Raw genomic sequence first — 17,811 nt, forward strand, 5'->3', positions numbered from 1 at the left:
TTAAAATTTGTCTTCTAAGCGCAACTCAACAAACGCTTTATCACGCAATTCGTGTATCCACTCACTGTAAGCTTCTTCAGCTTTACGGGCACGAATTTCCTGACGTGCTTTCAGGCGTTTGGACTCTTTGGACATGTCCTGTTTGCGGCGTTCTATCACCTGGATAATATGCCAACCAAACTGGCTGCGTACGGGTGCGCTGACTTCGTTCGGAGCCAGTTCTGCCATGGCTTTTTCAAAAACAGGCACAGTATCACCAGGGTTGATCCAGCCCAGGTCACCACCATTGGATGCACTGCCATCGTCAGAGTATTGACGTGCCATGTCCTGGAAAGGCGTGCCGTGATCAATACGCTCCTTGATGGATTCAATTTTTTGCTGCGCTTCTTTGTCGGACAATACTTCATTAGGCTTCAGCAAGATGTGGCGTACGTGTGTTTGGTCTACGATCAACGTACTGGAGCCCGCGCGTCTTTCTTTCAATTTGAAAATATGGACTCCGGTACCGCTGCGGATAGGGCGTGACACACCGCCCACATCCAAAGCCTTGATCAATTCTACAAACTGTGGGGGCATTTGCTGACCACTGCGCCAGCCAAGGTCGCCACCTTCAAGGGCATTAGGTGCGTCAGAAAAGTTTGCAGAGGCTTTTTCAAAACTCATGCCTTCTGACATGGCTTTAATCGCCTGTTCGGTGCGGATCCTGGCTTTCTGGATATCTTCAGGTGAGCTGTCTTCAGGCAGTCGGATCAGAATCTGGGAGATGTTAAACTCATCCAGGTCACCTTCTTTTTCCTGAGAGCTCAGGTAGTTATCAATTTCCGCTTCTGAAATATTGATTTTATTATCGACATCACGCTCTCTCAAGCGCGTAAGGATAATGTCATTGCGGATATCTTCACGAAACTTGTAAAACTTGGTGCCGTCTTCTTCCAGCGCTTTTTTAAAGGCTGGCATGGTCAATTTGTTCTGCTCGGCAATACGCTCTATGGTTTTGTCCAGTTGCGCATCATCTACCTTAATCCCGGTTTGTGCGGCCAGTTGCAATTGCAAACTATCAACAATCAGGCGTTCCAGTATTTGCTTTTGTAACACATCATCCGGCGGTAATTCCACGCCCTTTTTGATCATTTGCGTGCGAACAGACTCAATACGGTCCAGCATTTCGCGTTCGGTAATAACAGATTGATCAACGACGGCAATAATCCGGTCCATTTTTTCGATGGAGGGTTTATCAGCAGCGTGGATATTGACTGAGGTGCCTAGCAGAAGCGCAACACCCATCGCAAAGTGTAAAAAAGGTGATAAGTATTTCATCATTGGGTATTCTGGTCTCTGTAAATTCCCGGTATGTCATTGGTACGCATGTAAGTCGGGATATTGCGCTTGATGACGTTTAATGGGTTGGCGCCGATAGAGGTCAACCCACCCAGTTCGAGTTGAAAAAACATGGCATAGTTCGCGTCAGCAGTTGCTGTTTGCACGCGTTGCATGACGGCTCGGCCTTGCCAGCATCCCGCATCATACTCTAGGCCAGCAAGCATTTGTACCGCATTGCCATCACGAATGGAGTAGTTCAGGCGGCCAACACCGTACCACCTGTTACCCAGCGGCCATTGACCGGCCGTATCAATTTGCTCAAGTACGCTTGCCGTGTAACGGTAACCAAAACTGAATGATTTTCCAGGCTCGGGATTATAACGGAGCAAGTAATTATTACGCTCCATATTGCCGCGATCGGGGTCATACTGCCAGTAGGTGTCCAGGTTGAGGCGACTGGAAAGCCGTGCCGTAAATGCTGCCAGAATATCAGACGACTTGCGTGTATCAGGCGAAGTTGTTGGCATGTACACTTGTTGATCATCAAAGTAAAAGCGCTGGCCCAGTGTACCGCTGAGCCGTTCTATCCCGGTTTCACTATCAATCAGACGGCTAGTCACAGCCAATGTGACCTGGTTGGCGTTATTGATGCGGTCATCGCCACTGAACTGGTTTTCGTAAAAAATAGAATTCTGATTCAGTGTGTTTAATGAAGTATCAAAAATAGGGATCTTGGTTTGGTCACGATATGGGATATAAACATAGTAAGCACGCGGTTCCAGGGTGTGCGTGTAACTGGTATCAAACAGGCTGGTTTGCCGATCAAAATACAGGCCTGAATCCAGGCTGACAATCGGTAACGTTCTGTTCAACTGGTTGTATTCTTCGGTGTAACCCAGAGGCACATTACCAGTCAAGTTGTATTGGGTGGTTTGCACCCCGACTTTGGGTGTGACAAAACCATACGAATTCTTCATCGGATAGGAAATCGACGGGTATAAGCTAAATCGGCTACCACTAGGCGCCGTGGTCATTTCTTTCATGGCGTCAAAATAGACATATTGGGCACCGGTATTGGTGGTAAACCCTTTCCAATCATTGGTGTAGCTTGCTGTCAGTTGCGGCAATCGCTGGTATACAAATGACAGATTATCCAGGTTCTGATAGCGCTGTACGGTACCATTGAATGTCCAGTGCTCATCCGCATAATTCACATAAGCAGTTTGCCCAAGATTAACCCTAGAAGTCACTTGAATCCTGGTCGCCATCTCGGAGAAGTATTTATCATCCGAGACTTTTTCCAGGCTATAACCGCCAGACCAGTGGTCACTAAACTGGTGGCGATGCGCCAGCTTGGCATAAAACCGGTCTTGGCCGGTCATGCTGTCATTATCCAGGTACTCGAAGTTATTCGAGCCCATGTAGTTCTCACCCAGGTAGCGAAATTCACCTTGAAATTGTATGCCTCGCTTGCTTAATACGCGGGTGGCAAGTGTGGCATCTTTATCCGGGCTGATATTAATGTAGAAGGGGGTCAGCAGCTCGAAACCACTGCGTGAAGTCGTCCCCCATAACGGAGCTAGCAAGCCTGTTTTACGCTGGTTGTTATAGGAAAAACTCATCCATGGCGTATACAGGATGGGTACACCCTTAAATTCTACATAGGCATTGGTTGCTTCGCCGGTGCGGGTGTAATCATTTAATTCCAGGCTGCCGGTTTTGATATACCAGTCATCGACATCGGCAGCACAAGAAGTGTAACTGGCACTTTTCAGGCGCTTGATATTTTGCCCTTCGAAAAACACCTGTTTGGCTGATGCGCGGATATTATCGAAAGTACTCTTTTTTTCCTGATTGCTGAATGAAGCGTTGTCATCAACATATCTTTTAGGATCACTGACGAGGATGGCCTGGTCATCGAGTAAGGTATTGGTGTCCTGATTGCTTGGTCTTGGCGGAGCACTCTTAAACTCTATCGTGACATCGCGCATTTCGCCAATATTCTCACTCAGCCGCATGCGCAACATCGGGCCTTTAATCGTAGTAGTTCCCGCTGCAATCACAGCATTGCCATCTACCTGTAGCTCATCATTCTGCATGTCATAACGGATTTCGTCACCGGTGACTTGTTGACCATCTTTGCGGATCACGGCATTGCCGGTAGCCCACATTTGGCGATCCATACGCAGTTTTAGCGTGTCACCTTCTATTTCGACTGCGCCAGGCAATGCGGCGTTTTCGGCGACTACTACAGGCGGCGTGGTCGTCTCATCGGCACGTGCATGCATGGCCGCAAGTGAACCGGTGGCGACCAGGGCTAAGATAATGCGCATGCCGCGTTCGCGAGAAGTGGAGGAATAAACTTGCAAGTTAGTCAAAGAGTGATAATTTCAGTAGGCTCTGCGGGTCGCAGAGTGGTTATATGCTTGCAATTTTTTCCACCTTGCGATTTGCCCCATTCATTTGGGCTATATTATTCATGAAAACGCTTAAAAAGTCATTTTTCACTTAAAATGTGATCCGCATTTTACCAGCAAGCGCACAAGCTTGAATTGCTTATTAATGATCCGGGAAAATTTGTGGATAGAACACAACAACTTCAACATTGGCTGGCACAAGTTATAGAACAGCCTTTTACACTGACAACCGCTTCTGCAGACGCTAGTTTCAGGCGCTATTTTCGCGTGCATTTGCCTCAAGAAACCTTGATTGCCATGGATGCGCCGCCGCCGCAGGAAGATTGCCGACCTTTCGTGAATGTGGCTGAGATATTGCTCGCCGCCGGTTTGAATGCTCCAAAAGTGATGGCCCAGGACCTCGAACAGGGGTTTTTGCTATTAAATGACCTGGGCAATGATACCTACCTGTCCAAATTGACTCCTGAAAATGCCAAAACTTTATATGGCGACGCCTGCCAGGCACTTATCAAAATGCAACTGGCAACAGATCCGCAGGCTTTGCCTCCGTATGATGCCGCGTTGCTGATGCGGGAGTTGCAGCTGTTCCCGGAATGGTATGTGGCTAAACATTTAGGTAAAACCCTAACTGTGGAACAGCAGGCAGTAATGGATAAAACCTTTGAATTGCTCATCGACAATATTCTGCAACAACCGCAAGTGACGGTGCACAGGGATTACCATTCCCGCAACCTGATGGTTACTTCAGAGAATAATCCTGGTGTGCTGGATTTCCAGGATGCGGTGATAGGCGCAATCACCTATGACCTAGCTTCATTATTTAAGGATGCCTACATCCGGTGGGATGAAGACCATCTCATGGATTGGGTAGTACGCTACTGGCAGGCCGCTAAAAAAGCCGGTTTGCCTGTCAACGAAGACTTCGGCGAGTTTTATAAAGACTTTGAGTGGATGGGTGTCCAGCGCCACATCAAGGTGTTGGGCATTTTTGCGCGCCTGTATCATAGGGACGGCAAGGACGGCTACCTGAAGGATATGCCGTTGGTGATGCAATATTTACAGGCTGCCTGTGAGCGTTATGTAGAGTTGCGCCCGTTTTTCAAGTTATTGCTGGCGCTGGAAAAGGCTGATTAAACATGCGGGCCATGATACTGGCAGCGGGACGCGGCGCCCGCATGCGTCCGTTGACCGACCATACGCCCAAACCTTTACTCGAAGTAGGCGGCAAGCCGCTGATTGTCTGGCATATCGAGCGCCTGGCGCAGGCGGGCATTACCGAGCTGGTGATTAACCATGCTTACCTTGGCCAGCAAATTGAGGATAGGCTTGGCGATGGCACCCGGTGGCATGTACATATCCAATATAGTGCTGAACAAACCGCGCTAGAGACCGCAGGGGGTATTGCCAAAGCCTTGCCATTATTAGGTGACGAATCTTTTCTGGTGGTAAATGGCGATGTGTTTACCGATATCGACTATGCCGCCACAAGTTTACCTGTTGGCAAGCTGGCACATCTGGTCATGGTGGATAATCCGCAGCAACATGCTGAAGGCGATTTTGCCTTGCAGGATGGCCTGGTTAAACATGCAGCCGACAATCGACTGACTTTTTCGGGTATTGGCGTTTATCATCCAGACCTGTTTAAATCAGTTCAAAGCGGTGAGGCCGCCAAATTGGCGCCACTGTTGATTTCTGCCATGCAGCAGGGCTTGGTCAGCGGTCAACACCACACTGGCATATGGCATGATATAGGCACGCCAGAGCGTTTAGCGCAGCTCGATCATTGGTTAAAAACAAGATAATCTATAAAAAAACAAAATCAGGGGGAATGATGAAACCACCATACGAGCATAAAACTGACAAGATTGCGCATCAGGCCTTAATGTGGATAGAGCGGCTGGGCTTGGGATTAGTCACGATCGCGACGTTTTTCTCCCTTGCGCACGAATTGGCCAGGATGTGGCAGGCCGGTATGGTCGGTTTGGGTGATTTGTTGCAGCTATTTTTATATCTGGAAGTCTTTTCCATGATCAACAGCTATTTTGGTACCGGAAAATTGCCCATGCGCTACCCTATTTACATCGCCATGGTGGCTTTGGCGCGCTATTTGTTGCTAGATATGAAAGAAATGACCGAGACACATATGCTGGCGGTGTCTGCGGCTATTTTGATACTGGCAATTTCAGTACTGGTGATGCGTTTCGGGCATTCGCGCTATCCGTATGAGGATATTCCGGAACAGAAGCGCGACCTGCTTTAAACACTAAAGCTGCTTAGGCTGCAGCCAGTGCCTCATCGGCGATCAGGGTGACCTGGTTACGTCCTTTTGCCTTGGCTGTATACAGCGCCTGGTCAGCGCGATTCAGAAAGCTTTCTGCTGTTTCGCCTGGTTGATAGGCAGTCAGCCCCAGTGAAATCGTGACATTCGAAATCAGTTTGCTGGTGACATTGTTTTTAATGCTGATATTGGCGACATGCTGGCGGATGCTTTCTGCGACTTCCCTGGCGGTATCCAGCGATGTATGAGGTAACAGCATCACAAATTCTTCGCCGCCATAGCGCGCTGAGGTGTACAGGTCGCCTGAAACAGTTTTCATGATTCTGGCGACCGCCTGAATCACTTTATCGCCGAATAAATGACCATAACTGTCGTTCACGCGTTTGAAGAAATCTATATCACCAATGATCAGGCAGGTATCAACATAAGGCGTGGTAGATTCAAGCGTTTTTTTCAAGGCAACCTCGAAGCCTCTACGATTCATCAAGCCCGTCAGGCCATCTGAAATCGCTTCTTGTCTAGCTTTTACGATTTCGTTTTTTAAACTGGCAATTTCGTGCAGACTGGTTTCCAGATGCTGCTGCAACGTATGCATAGATTGCTGAATATTGGCGGTCTGGGATAATAAATCGCCCATATGGCGCGATACTTCTCCATCCAGTTGCTGGAGTTCGCCCGACCATGCATCCAGGGTTTTGCGGAATTGCGTGGTGTCTTGACCCGCTTTCTCAGTGGTGGAGCTGATATCCGACACCATATTATTAAAACGATCAACGATATTCTGTGCGCTGTCGGCATCCAGGCTGGCGATATGTTTGTTAAATAACTGGGCGGTACTTTTTTCGTTGAGTTTTTTCTCTTTTTCAATAAGCGTGTTTACTTCATCAATCAGGTGCGCATGCTCGCCGGACGAATATTCGTACCAGACAGCGTAACTGACGGGATGGAATGCAGTATCCTGCATAGACATATGCTGGATGGCCTGTCGCAGATACTCTGCACTTTTTTCTTTACTGATTTCGTATTGCATCGTGCCTCTTAAGCGATGGTAAAATTCACCGCAAATTATTTTTGTCATGGCTATCTATTAACCATCTAATGGTATTTACGGATGCCCATAGGATTTTTTAAGAGCGCCAAATGATAATTTTTATAAATTATTTTTATGATTAAGTAAGTTTCTGAATTCGCATTTCTTTTCGAATGATGTCCATGAATAAAAATGATCTGATACAACTGGTGACTCTCAAAATGCCTTATGGAAAATACAAAGATCGCCTGATTGCCGATTTGCCCGGACACTACCTCAACTGGTTCGCGAGAGAAGGTTTTCCTAAGGGGGAGTTGGGACGGTTATTGCAGTTGATGCAAGAGATTGATCACAACGGATTGAAAGACCTGCTGTTGCCTTTGCGTCACTTTTCCGGAGAAAACCAGGGCGGAGCAAAGTATGATTAACTTTTGCCGGTTGGGGCTGGGCATGCTGCTTTTTTCGATGCTGGCATCTGCACAGGAACCATGGCAATCGACCGAATATTTGCAGCAGGCGTTTACAGAGATTGCCTTGCATAATGAATACACGCCTGGTGAACAACCGGTACGCAAATGGATGCAACCCGTCAAAGTATGGCTGGAGCATCACACAGACCAGCAGGAACAGCATGCGCTGCTGACAAAATACCATTTTCAACATCTAGCCAAAATCACCGGTCATTCCATCAGTTTTGCCAGATCCCGCCAGGAAGCCAATTTTATTGTGGTGTTTTCGCACTTGCAGCTTTGGCGTAATGATATTGCTTTGGTTAGCGGTAATTTATTAATTAAGCCTCCTGATGACGCGGCCTGCATGTTTGGACTGGGTCTCGATGCAAAGAATGCGATTACAAAAGCCTGGGTGGTAATTCCGGTTGATTTTGCGCAGGAACACCGGCAATTACTGTCCTGTATAGTTGAAGAAACCACGCAGGCGATGGGTCTGCCTAGCGATTCTGACAAAGTATTCCCTTCTATATTTAATGACCACACCCCTGAATCGTTATTGACCGGCCTGGATGCCTTGTTGCTGAAAATGCTTTATCAGCCAGCGATCAAACCCGGCATGCGTGCAGCCCAGGTTAAACCTGTACTGGCAAACATTTTGCAAAAATGGCAGGCGGATGGCACGGTTCTGGATGCCGAGAAAAATGTCAGGCAATCTGAGCTATATGAAATGATGGGCTTTTAAAGCCGGTCTAGCCGTGAACCATTCCAGCAAATGCGCACCAAATAGGCTAAAATGCTTAACCATTCAGGATTACCTTTGAGTTTTTCCATGCACGAATTTCCCCTGCAAGAATTTAGCCGTCGCCGTCAGCAATTGATGTCCACTATGCAGGCAGGGATAGCTATTATTCCTACTGCACCAGAGGTAACGCGTAACCGCGACAGCCATTATCCCTATCGCTTTGACAGCTACTTTTATTACCTGACCGGGTTTAAAGAGCCTGAAGCGGTCTTGGTTTTGGTCGCCGGCTCAGAAAATAAAAGCATTCTGTTTTGTCGCGATAAGGATATTGAGCGCGAAATCTGGGACGGTTTCCGTTATGGTCCCGAAGCAACTCGCGCAGAGTTTGGTTTTGATGAAGCCTACTCGATTAATCAGCTGGATGAGTTATTGCCAAAACTGATGGCCAATCAGCCGGCACTCTTTTACAGCCTGGGTACAGATGCCGGTTGGGATACTAAAGTCACTGGCTGGTTGAATACTGTGCGTGCGCAAACCCGCAGCGGTATACAGGCGCCAGCCACAGTGGTTGATGTGCGTCAACATATTGATAACTTGCGCCTGGTTAAATCCCCCTGGGAAATCGACCTGATGCGCCGTTCGGCAGAGATTGCCGCCAGCGCCCATAACCGGGCTATCCGGATGGCAAAACCAGGTAAATGGGAATATGAACTGGAAGCCGAATTCTTGCATGAGTTTTATAGGCAGGGTGCTCAGGCGCCAGCGTATACCAGTATTGTTGCCGGGGGTGCCAACGCATGTACCCTGCATTACAACGCCAATAATGCAGAATTGAAAGACGGAGATTTACTCTTGATAGATGCAGGTTGCGAGCTGGATGGCTATGCTTCAGATATCACACGGACTTTCCCCGTCAATGGCCGCTTCAGCTCGCCACAAAAGGATTTATATGAGCTGGTGTTAGCTGCGCAGGCAGCTGCGATCGCCAGTGTCAGTTCACATCATCACTGGAATGCACCGCATGAAGCCGCACTTAATGTGCTTGTAGATGGCTTTATTCACTATGGGCTATGTCAGGGGACCCGTGATGAAGTGCTGGAAAACGGTAGCTATCGCCAGTTTTACATGCACAGAACCGGCCACTGGCTGGGGCTGGATGTGCATGATGCCGGCGAATACAAAACTCCGGCCGGCGATTGGGTGATGTTACAGGCCGGGAATGTGCTGACCGTTGAACCAGGCTGTTATGTGCGCCCGGCAGATAATGTACCGGCGCATTTCTGGAATATTGGAATTCGCATTGAAGATGACGTCTTGGTAACAGAGAGCGGCCGTGAAGTGATTACTGCTGCCGCGATTAAATCAGTTGCTGATATTGAAGCGTTAATGCGAGGCTAATGACATGAACAGCTACAGAAGGCAGCAAGGTTGAAGCAAACTCTGACACATCCGGTGGTGATTGGCGGCGGTCCGGTAGGCTTGGTGCTGGCGTTATCGCTGCAACAGGCCGGTGTGCCGGTGACTGTCTTGGAGGCACAGCCACCTGGCGCCATGTATGGCGATGGCCGTGCGCTGGCGTTGTCATCCGGAACGCGACAAGTGCTGGAACAACTCGGCGTCTGGAACACACTGCAATCAAAAGTGACTGCCATTGACACTATCCATGTGTCGCAACAAAAAGGCTTTGGTCGCGCCTTGCTTAAAGCGGGCGAACATCAATTGCCAGCACTTGGTTATGTCGTTTCTTATGGCGCGCTGATGCAGGCATTGGATGCCCGCATTGCTGAATCTTCTTCTGGTCTGGAGATTCAATATCAGGTACCGGTGCAAAACCTGCATGTGGATGCAAACGCCGCTGAAATCACCTTTCAAACGGCTGGTGCTACCGATAGACAAAGCACTGATTTGATTGCCACTCCGCTGGCAATTATCGCCGATGGCGGGCGCAGTCTTGAATCTATTCCCGGCCTGGTCAGGGAAACCAAACACTATGGCCATGATGCTCTGGTCGGACTGGTACAGACTGAGCTGCCACACCGCAATATTGCTTATGAAAGATTTACCCCGTTCGGCCCGATGGCACTGCTGCCGAATGGTGAGCATTTTTCCCTGGTCTGGACCGGTGAACAAACATATATCGACCAGATTGCCGCACTAGACGATGCCGCTTTTTTGCAGGCTTTACATCAGGCATTTGGTGATCGCGTAGGCAAGTTCTTGCATATTGGTAAACGTGGCAGATTTCCACTCAAACTAAGTAAGCTGGAACAGACTTTTCCTGCACATTGCGTGGTGATCGGCAATGCAGCACAAACTATGCACCCGGTGGCCGGGCAGGGGTTCAATGTCGGCATTCGAGATGCGATGGCTTTGGCCAGAAATATTGCAGCGAGCTCGGCTGCTGAGTGGGGAACCGTGCACAGGTTAGCTCAATATCATCAGTCACGCGCCCGCGATACCGGCCGTGGGTTGATATTTACAGACTTTCTGGTGAATGTGTTTTCCAATGACCTGATAGGCGTCGGCTTGTTGCGTGGTGCGGGTTTGGGTGCGCTCAGCATGCTGCCGTTTGCACGCCGGTTACTGGTGAATAAAATGAGTTATGGTAGTTAGTAAACCCCTGATCACTAGCAAAACCATACTCAATAGTGATGTGGTTATTGTCGGCGCCGGGTTGGTAGGCCTGACTGCGGCTATTGCTTTATCCAGGCTGGGTAAACAAGTTGTATTGACTGACGCGCAAGCTTTACCCGCATTTTCTCTTGGCTGGATTGAAGATACCGCACACTGGGATACGCGCATTTATGCCTTAACCAATGAGACTGTGCATTGGTTAACAGAAATCGGCGTCTGGCAGCATGTCCCAGCCAATCGGGTAAATGCCATGGCTGCGATGCATTTGTGGTCACCCACCGATGTGCATTCCAAGCCAAGTCTGAGTCTGGATGCCGCAGATGCGCATTTGACACAAATGGGTTTTATTGTCGAAAGCCAGGCCTTGGTATATGCGTGCTGGCAGGTATTGGCCAGCACTGACGTGACCATCATCACCGACGCCCCGGCTCAAGCACTGCAACATGCTGGTCATAAAGTACAGTTAACGTTGCCGCAGCATGAAATTGAAGCACAATTGCTGCTAGGCGCTGATGGCGGTAGTTCATGGGTACGTGAGCAGTGTAGCGTTAGTGTCACTACCGTGGATTTTGAACAAACAGCGCTGGTGACGAATTACATCGCGGAAAGACCGCATGGCAATATTGCCCGGCAATGGTTTGGCGCACACGAAACATTGGCACTGCTGCCACTGCCGCAGCAACAAGTGTCATTGGTGTGGGCCTTGTCCCAAGACCAGGCTAGTGTAAAACAGAATTTGTCGCCAGAAGCATTGGCAGCCGAAGTGGAGCAGCGCTGCGGATATGCGTTAGGCAAGCTGACACCAGCTGGCGCAGTACTAGGATTTCCACTGGTGCAGAAAACAGCAGAGACGATGGCATTGTCTTCCGTATTGCTGTTGGGGGATGCCGCACATCAGGTGCACCCAATGGCCGGGCAAGGTGTCAATCTGGGATTCCAGGATGTGCAGGCGTTGTGCCGCGAATTAGGTGATTTGCCAGCCTTGCGTCCGCTCGGGGATGCAAGCTTTTTGCGTCATGTCATGCGAACCCGGCAATTGGATATCCTGAAAATGCATACCCTGACGCGAGGCCTGGATAAATTGTTTTCGCGCCCTGAGCCGGCATGGACACATGCGGCTATCCTGGGCTTACACGGGTTTGAAAACAGTGCTATGCTAAAACGTTTTTTAATTCGCACAGCCACGCAAGGCTAAGTACTGTGCAAGCTTGAGAAAGAGTGATTGATGAAAAAAAGTATTTGGAGTTCTGCAACTCGCTGGGTTAGTTTGTCAGTGTTGCTAAGTGTCGGTTTGTTAGGCGCAGTGACCAGTGTTGCAGATGAAGCTTCTGTTAAAAAAGCCATTGAAGCGGCTTACCCGAAAATCAAAGTCGATAGTGTCACTAAAACCAACTACGCTGGTTTATACGAAATTTTCATGGGTGGTCAGATTATTTATACCGATGAAAAATTCAGTTTCCTGATTGCCGAAGGCCGCCTGGTTGATCCTAAAACTAAAAAAGACATCACCGGCGATCGCCTAGATGAACTCACTAAAATTGACTTCAATAGTCTGCCACTGGACCAGGCAATTAAAGTTGTTAAGGGTAACGGCAGCCGCAAGCTGGTCGTGTTTTCAGATGTGGATTGCCCGTTCTGCAAGCGCCTGGAACAGAATGAATTGACCAAGATCAATGATGTGACTATCTATACTTTCTTGTATCCGATTGAGCAATTGCACCCTGATGCCGCTAACAAATCGCGAAGTATCTGGTGCGCCAGCAATCGTGTAAAAGCCTGGCAGGAATGGATTTTCAATAACAAATTGCCATCGTCTACCGCTAAATGTGAAGTGCCGCTGGAAAAAGTCGGTGAACTTGCCCACAAGATTGGGGTAAACAGTACGCCGACCATGTTCTTTGAAAACGGCAAGCGTATGCTTGGCGCACAGCCTTCTGACGAAATTGAAAAAGCGTTGCAGACAGCAAAAAAATAGTGCTTCAGTGTTAAAAAACAAAAAGGCCGGAATTTCCGGCCTTTTTGTTTTAGTGACTTTTAATCAAAGTCGTTTGAGTAATGAAAGTTTCCAGCGCGAATTAACCACCGCCGCTAACGACTTTGCCCATTTTGAAGATAGGCATATACATTGCCACTACCAGGCCGCCAATTAACACGCCCAGCACCACCATAATCACCGGTTCCATCAGGCTGGAGATTGCTGCGACGGCATCATCCACTTCACCCTCATAAAAGTCAGCCACTTTGGTCAGCATCGAATCCAGTGAGCCCGATTCCTCACCAATCGCTGTCATCTGGATCACCATATTCGGGAACACATTGGCATTTTGCATGGAGACGGTGAGGCTGGTACCGGTACTTACTTCACTCTGTATTTTTTTCGTGGCGTCATAATAGACTTTATTTCCTGATGCACCAGCCACTGAATCCAGCGCTTCCACCAACGGTACGCCGGCAGCAAACATGGTGGATAGGGTCCGGGCAAAGCGGGCGATAGTGGCTTTACGAATCAATTCGCCAAAGATCGGTAAGCGTAGCAATAACCTGTCCATAGACGCCTGCAATTTTTCCGAACGTTTCCAGGTGTACAGGAAAAACCAAATACCAAAACCTAGCGTGCCGAAAATGGCCCACCACCATTTCACAAAGAAATCGGAAAGATTGATAACTACGACTGTGGGCCCTGGAAGATCGGCGCCAAAACTGCTGAAAAGATCCTTAAAAGCCGGGACTACAAAGATCATAATCACAGCAGTAATGACAAACGCCACCACAATAATCGACACCGGGTATACCAGCGCGGATTTGATTTTGCTTTTAATCGCCTGAATTTTTTCTTTATATGTCGCCAGCCGGTCCAGCAGGGCATCCAGAATACCGGCTTGTTCACCGGCCGCGACCAGGTTGCAAAACAGGTTGTCAAAATACAAAGGATATTTGCGGAAGCCAGCACTCAGGCTGCTACCGGTTTCGACATCGGCCTTGATATCCGCCAGCAACTTTGAAACGGCCGGGTTATGATGACCTTTGCCGACAATATCAAATGCCTGCAATAGTGGCACACCCGCTTTCATCATGGTCGCCAGTTGGCGAGTGAATAAGGTAATGTCTTTATCCGTGACCTTGCCTTTGATCCTTAGGGAACTTTGCTTTTTGACCTTGGTGACTGCAATGCCCTGGCGGCGCAGGGTGGCGTTGACAACGGCTTCGCCATTGGCACGCATTTCACCTTTGACGACCTTGCCTTTACGGTCTTTGCCTTCCCACAGGAAAACGGATTGTTTTACATTTGCAGTTGCCATAATTTTCTATCTAATGACTCATTGATTGTGCATTATTCATTGGTAACAGCTTCAACTTCCTCAATAGAAGTCAGGCCTTGTTTTACTTTAAGCAAACCTGACTCCCGCAAGTCTTTGACGCCTTCGCGTTTAGCCTGGGCGGCAATATCCATTGCATTGCCGCTAGCCATGATAATCCGTGCCATTTCTTCGCTGACCGGCATCACCTGATAAATACCGACGCGGCCTTTGTAGCCGTTGTTGCAATGTTCACAGCCACCTTCTTTGGCATCATATAACTGCCAACTGCCATCCAGGTCCACTTCCTTAAAACCTACGCTAAGCAACGCTTCTTTGGGCACATCGAGCGGTACCTTGCAATGCTTGCATAAGCGTCTTGCAAGACGTTGTGCTGTAATTAACGTCACCGCCGAGGCAATATTGAAGGGCGCGACACCCATATTCACTAATCGGGACAATGTTGTCGGCGCATCATTGGTATGCAGTGTTGACAAAACCATATGGCCGGTCGAGGCAGCTTTGATTGCCATGTCAGCGGTTTCCAGGTCACGGATCTCACCAATCATGATGATGTCGGGGTCTTGCCGTAAAAACGATTTCAGCGCTGCAGCAAACGTCAGGCCCTGTTTATCATTGACGTTTACCTGGTTAATGCCTGCCAGCGGGATTTCTGCAGGGTCTTCAGCCGTAGAAATATTTACGCCTGGATCATTAAGCAGGTTCAAACAGGTATATAGCGAAACCGTTTTACCCGACCCGGTTGGGCCTGTTACTAGTACCAAGCCGTAAGGTCGTTGAACAGCTTTTAGCAATGCTTCTTTTTGCTCAGGCTCGTATCCCAATGCTTCAATGCCAAGTGTGGCGCTAGTCGGGTCCAGAATCCTCATCACAATTTTTTCGCCATAAATGAGTGGCAAAGTGCTGACGCGGAAATCGATTGAGCGTGTTTTAGACAACAGCAACTTCATGCGGCCATCTTGCGGAATTCTTTTTTCAGAAATATCCAGGTTGGAGATAACTTTAATGCGCGAAGCAAGTTTGTCCTTGATTGCTAGGGGCGGCTGCGCCATATCCCTGAGCACACCGTCAATGCGGAAACGGATGCGGTAGAACTTTTCATAGGGCTCGAAATGCAAGTCAGATGCACCCATATTGATTGCATCCATCAGTATTTTTTGCAGGAATTTAACGACAGGCGCATCGTCCACTTCCTGCGCGAGTTCAGTTTCCTGTTCTGTTGCGGTATCTTCTAGGCCCAGATCAAAGTCATCACCTCCGACACTGAGTGAAGCCATGCTGGTGTCTTTGGACTCTACGATCTTGTCTATCCATTTTCCGAGTTTGTCATCTTCCACAACCAGCGGGGACAATGTCGCACCCATCTGAAACTGAATGGTATCCAGTGCATGAAGGTTGGTCGGGTCGGAGACCGCAATATAGGCAATGTTGTTTTTTTGTTGCAGTAACAACACGCGTTGAGACTGCATGAGTTTGATATCGATGGACTTGTCAGGTAACGAATCCTGGTCTAGTGCGTCCAGATCAAAAAATGGAAATCCAAAGGCGTCGGAAGCTGCTTGCGCAATATGGCGCGATGAAATTTTTTTCTGGGCGATGATCGCCGCCACAAAACTGATCTTTTGCGTATGGGCTTTTTCCTGCAGCACACCCGCCTCATCTTCGCTAATAAGCGCAGATTGCACCAAAGTACGTGCCATGCCACCAAGTTTATGCGTACTGCCAAGCGTTGCCATAAAGTAATACCAGGGCTCGAGTTAATCCGGTTAATGTATTGAAACAACAATACTTTTTACGTGAGTATACGGGAAATGGCTTTATTCAAATCAAGGAAAAGACGCACACTCGTGCAGCATTTATACAAATTTTAACCAGATTTACGTCAATTCGTTAAAAGATGAAAAATTACACTTGACATTTAAATAATGCTGAATGTATAAAGCCCTTAAGGCGTTTGCGTTCAGGTTTTTTGTAGCCGTCTTTAAGTAAAGCAAAGCTTGTTTATTGCGACTTAAGTACTTGAGACAAACTTTTGGGGCGCCTCCCTGCATAAGTAAAAAAGTAAGGAAGTAAAATGGCAACAGGTACCGTGAAGTGGTTTAACGATTCTAAGGGTTTTGGATTCATTACTCCTGATGATGGCGGTGACGATTTGTTCGCGCACTTTTCCGCAATCGTTGAGTCTGGTTACAAAAGCTTAAAAGAAGGCCAGCGTGTCAGCTTTGATCTGACAGAAGGCCCTAAAGGCAAGCAAGCAAGCAATATCCAAAAAGCATAAAGATTGTTTAGGGGCACCAAATGCAAACGGCTCACACATTGGTGAGCCGTTTTTTGTTTCTCCGTTTTTAATGGCTGTGCTTTAGCGAATTTCGCTATGTAGCCTACATGTTTTTGATGATTTCATCACCAAATTCAGCCGTGCTGACCTGGGTCGCACTTTCCATCTGGCTGGAGAAGTCTCCGGTCACGCGTTTGCTGGCAATCGCTTTGCCTACCCCCTTAAGTACAAGGTCTGCGGCTTCTATCCAGCCCATATGACGCAGCATCATTTCTGCTGACAGAATCAATGAGCTCGGGTTGGCCAGGTTTTTACCGGCGATTTTTGGCGCAGTCCCATGCGTCGCTTCAAACATAGCAATGGTATCGCTCAGATTGGCGCCTGGCGCAATCCCAATGCCACCGACCTGGGCAGCCAATGCATCGCTGATGTAATCGCCATTCAGGTTTAGTGCGGCAACCACATCATAATCTTCCGGATGCAACAGGATCTCCTGCAGGAATGCATCAGCGATACAGTCTTTAATCACGATGCCGTTAGGCAATTTGCACCATGGACCGCCATCAATCAGTTCCGCACCAAACTCTTCTTTGGCCAACTGGTAACCCCAATCACGGAAGCCACCTTCGGTGAACTTCATGATATTGCCTTTGTGGGTAATGGTCACCGATTTGCGGTTGTTATCAATCGCATATTGAATGGCTTTGCGTATCAGGCGTTTACTGCCATCGATAGAAACTGGCTTGATACCGATCGCAGAAGCTTCAGGGAAGCGGATTTTTTTACGCACGCCCATGTCACTCAAGAAGTTAATGACTTTCTTCACTTCTTCTGTGCCGGCTGCCCATTCGATACCCGCATAAATATCTTCAGTATTTTCGCGGAAAATCACCATGTCGGTTTTTTCAGGATGCTTTACCGGACTAGGTACGCCATCAAAATATTGAATCGGGCGCAGGCAAACGTATAAATCCAGTTCCTGGCGCAACGTGACGTTCAGCGAGCGGATACCGCCACCGACCGGTGTAGTCAATGGGCCTTTGATTGAAATGACATAGTTTTTCAGCACGGCCATGGTCTCATCAGATAACCAGTTATCTTTACCATACACTGTCGTTGACTTTTCACCCGCGTATACTTCCATCCATGAAATCTTGCGTTTACCGCCATACGCTTTTTCAACAGCAGCATCGACTACTTTGATCATCGGCGGCGTAATGTCTATGCCAATGCCATCGCCTTCGATAAAAGGGATAATAGGTTGGTCTGGGACATTTAGGGTATTATCGGCATTAACGATGATTTTGCTGCCAGTCGCTGGCACATTGATTTTTGACATAGTG

The 17,811-nt window shown here is 48.2% G+C and carries 16 protein-coding genes; 10 read left to right on the plus strand and 6 right to left on the minus strand.

Translation table 11 applies throughout. The features are described 5' to 3' along the window. Positions 1–1,320: a peptidylprolyl isomerase gene (locus LPA26_RS00930; RefSeq protein WP_370634291.1), complete on the minus strand. Its 1,320-nt coding sequence runs from the start codon at positions 1,318–1,320 to the stop codon at positions 1–3. Continuing rightward, positions 1,317–3,653, minus strand: coding sequence for an LPS-assembly protein LptD (locus tag LPA26_RS00935; protein ID WP_229006983.1), 2,337 nt, complete (start codon positions 3,651–3,653; stop codon positions 1,317–1,319). Before LPA26_RS00935 ends, LPA26_RS00930 begins: the two co-directional genes overlap by 4 nt. 246 nt (positions 3,654–3,899) lie before the next feature. Here LPA26_RS00935 and LPA26_RS00940 point away from each other — a divergent pair, with 246 nt between their 5' ends. From LPA26_RS00940 to LPA26_RS00950, 3 genes are read left to right on the plus strand one after another with little or no spacing between them, the layout of a single operon-like run. Beyond that, complete coding sequence (locus LPA26_RS00940; RefSeq protein WP_229006984.1) at positions 3,900–4,871, plus strand: aminoglycoside phosphotransferase family protein; 972 nt, start codon at positions 3,900–3,902, stop codon at positions 4,869–4,871. 2 nt (positions 4,872–4,873) lie between these two features. Further along, positions 4,874–5,539, plus strand: coding sequence for an N-acetylmuramate alpha-1-phosphate uridylyltransferase MurU (gene murU, locus LPA26_RS00945; protein ID WP_229006985.1), 666 nt, complete (start codon positions 4,874–4,876; stop codon positions 5,537–5,539). Positions 5,540–5,565: 26 nt separating this feature from the next. Beyond that, the gene (locus tag LPA26_RS00950) at positions 5,566–5,997 is read left to right on the plus strand and encodes a phosphate-starvation-inducible protein PsiE (protein WP_229006986.1); all 432 of its coding nucleotides are present in this window, start codon (positions 5,566–5,568) and stop codon (positions 5,995–5,997) included. Between the two features lie 13 nt (positions 5,998–6,010). On the opposite strand, the gene LPA26_RS00955 is transcribed toward LPA26_RS00950, so the two are convergent. Next, complete coding sequence (locus LPA26_RS00955; protein WP_229006987.1) at positions 6,011–7,045, minus strand: GGDEF domain-containing protein; 1,035 nt, start codon at positions 7,043–7,045, stop codon at positions 6,011–6,013. A gap of 182 nt (positions 7,046–7,227) precedes the next feature. Between LPA26_RS00955 and LPA26_RS00960 the strand changes: the two genes are divergently transcribed. The 6 genes from LPA26_RS00960 to LPA26_RS00985 all read left to right on the plus strand — a co-directional run bounded on the left by LPA26_RS00960 (position 7,228) and on the right by LPA26_RS00985 (position 12,848). Continuing rightward, positions 7,228–7,473 (plus strand): DUF3820 family protein, encoded by a 246-nt coding sequence (locus LPA26_RS00960; protein ID WP_055829661.1) that lies wholly within the window; start codon positions 7,228–7,230, stop codon positions 7,471–7,473. Positions 7,474–7,495: 22 nt separating this feature from the next. Next, on the plus strand, positions 7,496–8,239 hold the full coding sequence (locus LPA26_RS00965; protein WP_229006988.1) for a DUF2927 domain-containing protein: 744 nt from the start codon (positions 7,496–7,498) through the stop codon (positions 8,237–8,239). Positions 8,240–8,326: 87 nt separating this feature from the next. Beyond that, positions 8,327–9,637 (plus strand): Xaa-Pro aminopeptidase, encoded by a 1,311-nt coding sequence (gene pepP, locus LPA26_RS00970; RefSeq protein ID WP_229006989.1) that lies wholly within the window; start codon positions 8,327–8,329, stop codon positions 9,635–9,637. 30 nt (positions 9,638–9,667) lie between these two features. Next, on the plus strand, positions 9,668–10,852 hold the full coding sequence (locus LPA26_RS00975) for an FAD-dependent monooxygenase (protein WP_229006990.1): 1,185 nt from the start codon (positions 9,668–9,670) through the stop codon (positions 10,850–10,852). Further along, on the plus strand, positions 10,842–12,068 hold the full coding sequence (locus tag LPA26_RS00980; protein ID WP_229006991.1) for an FAD-dependent oxidoreductase: 1,227 nt from the start codon (positions 10,842–10,844) through the stop codon (positions 12,066–12,068). Before LPA26_RS00975 ends, LPA26_RS00980 begins: the two co-directional genes overlap by 11 nt. A 30-nt stretch (positions 12,069–12,098) precedes the next feature. After that, a complete protein-coding gene (locus LPA26_RS00985; RefSeq protein ID WP_055829650.1) occupies positions 12,099–12,848 on the plus strand; it encodes a DsbC family protein in 750 nt (249 codons plus the stop codon). A gap of 100 nt (positions 12,849–12,948) precedes the next feature. Here the strand turns inward: LPA26_RS00985 and LPA26_RS00990 are convergent, their stop codons facing one another. Beyond that, positions 12,949–14,172 carry a type II secretion system F family protein gene (locus LPA26_RS00990; RefSeq protein ID WP_055870931.1) on the minus strand — a complete coding sequence of 408 codons (1,224 nt, stop codon included), beginning with the start codon at positions 14,170–14,172 and terminating at the stop codon, positions 12,949–12,951. Between the two features lie 32 nt (positions 14,173–14,204). Then, positions 14,205–15,926 (minus strand): type IV-A pilus assembly ATPase PilB, encoded by a 1,722-nt coding sequence (pilB, locus tag LPA26_RS00995; protein WP_055870935.1) that lies wholly within the window; start codon positions 15,924–15,926, stop codon positions 14,205–14,207. Between the two features lie 338 nt (positions 15,927–16,264). Between pilB and LPA26_RS01000 the strand changes: the two genes are divergently transcribed. Continuing rightward, positions 16,265–16,468, plus strand: a complete 204-nt coding sequence (locus LPA26_RS01000; protein ID WP_015831543.1) for a cold-shock protein — start codon at positions 16,265–16,267, stop codon at positions 16,466–16,468. Positions 16,469–16,571: 103 nt separating this feature from the next. On the opposite strand, the gene icd is transcribed toward LPA26_RS01000, so the two are convergent. After that, entirely contained in the window at positions 16,572–17,807 is a 1,236-nt protein-coding gene (gene icd / locus LPA26_RS01005) for an NADP-dependent isocitrate dehydrogenase (RefSeq protein WP_370634292.1), read from the minus strand. Positions 17,808–17,811 lie beyond the last annotated feature (4 nt).

This window comes from Methylophilus sp. Leaf408, from assembly GCF_916856905.1.
Classification (GTDB): Bacteria; Pseudomonadota; Gammaproteobacteria; order Burkholderiales; family Methylophilaceae; genus Methylophilus.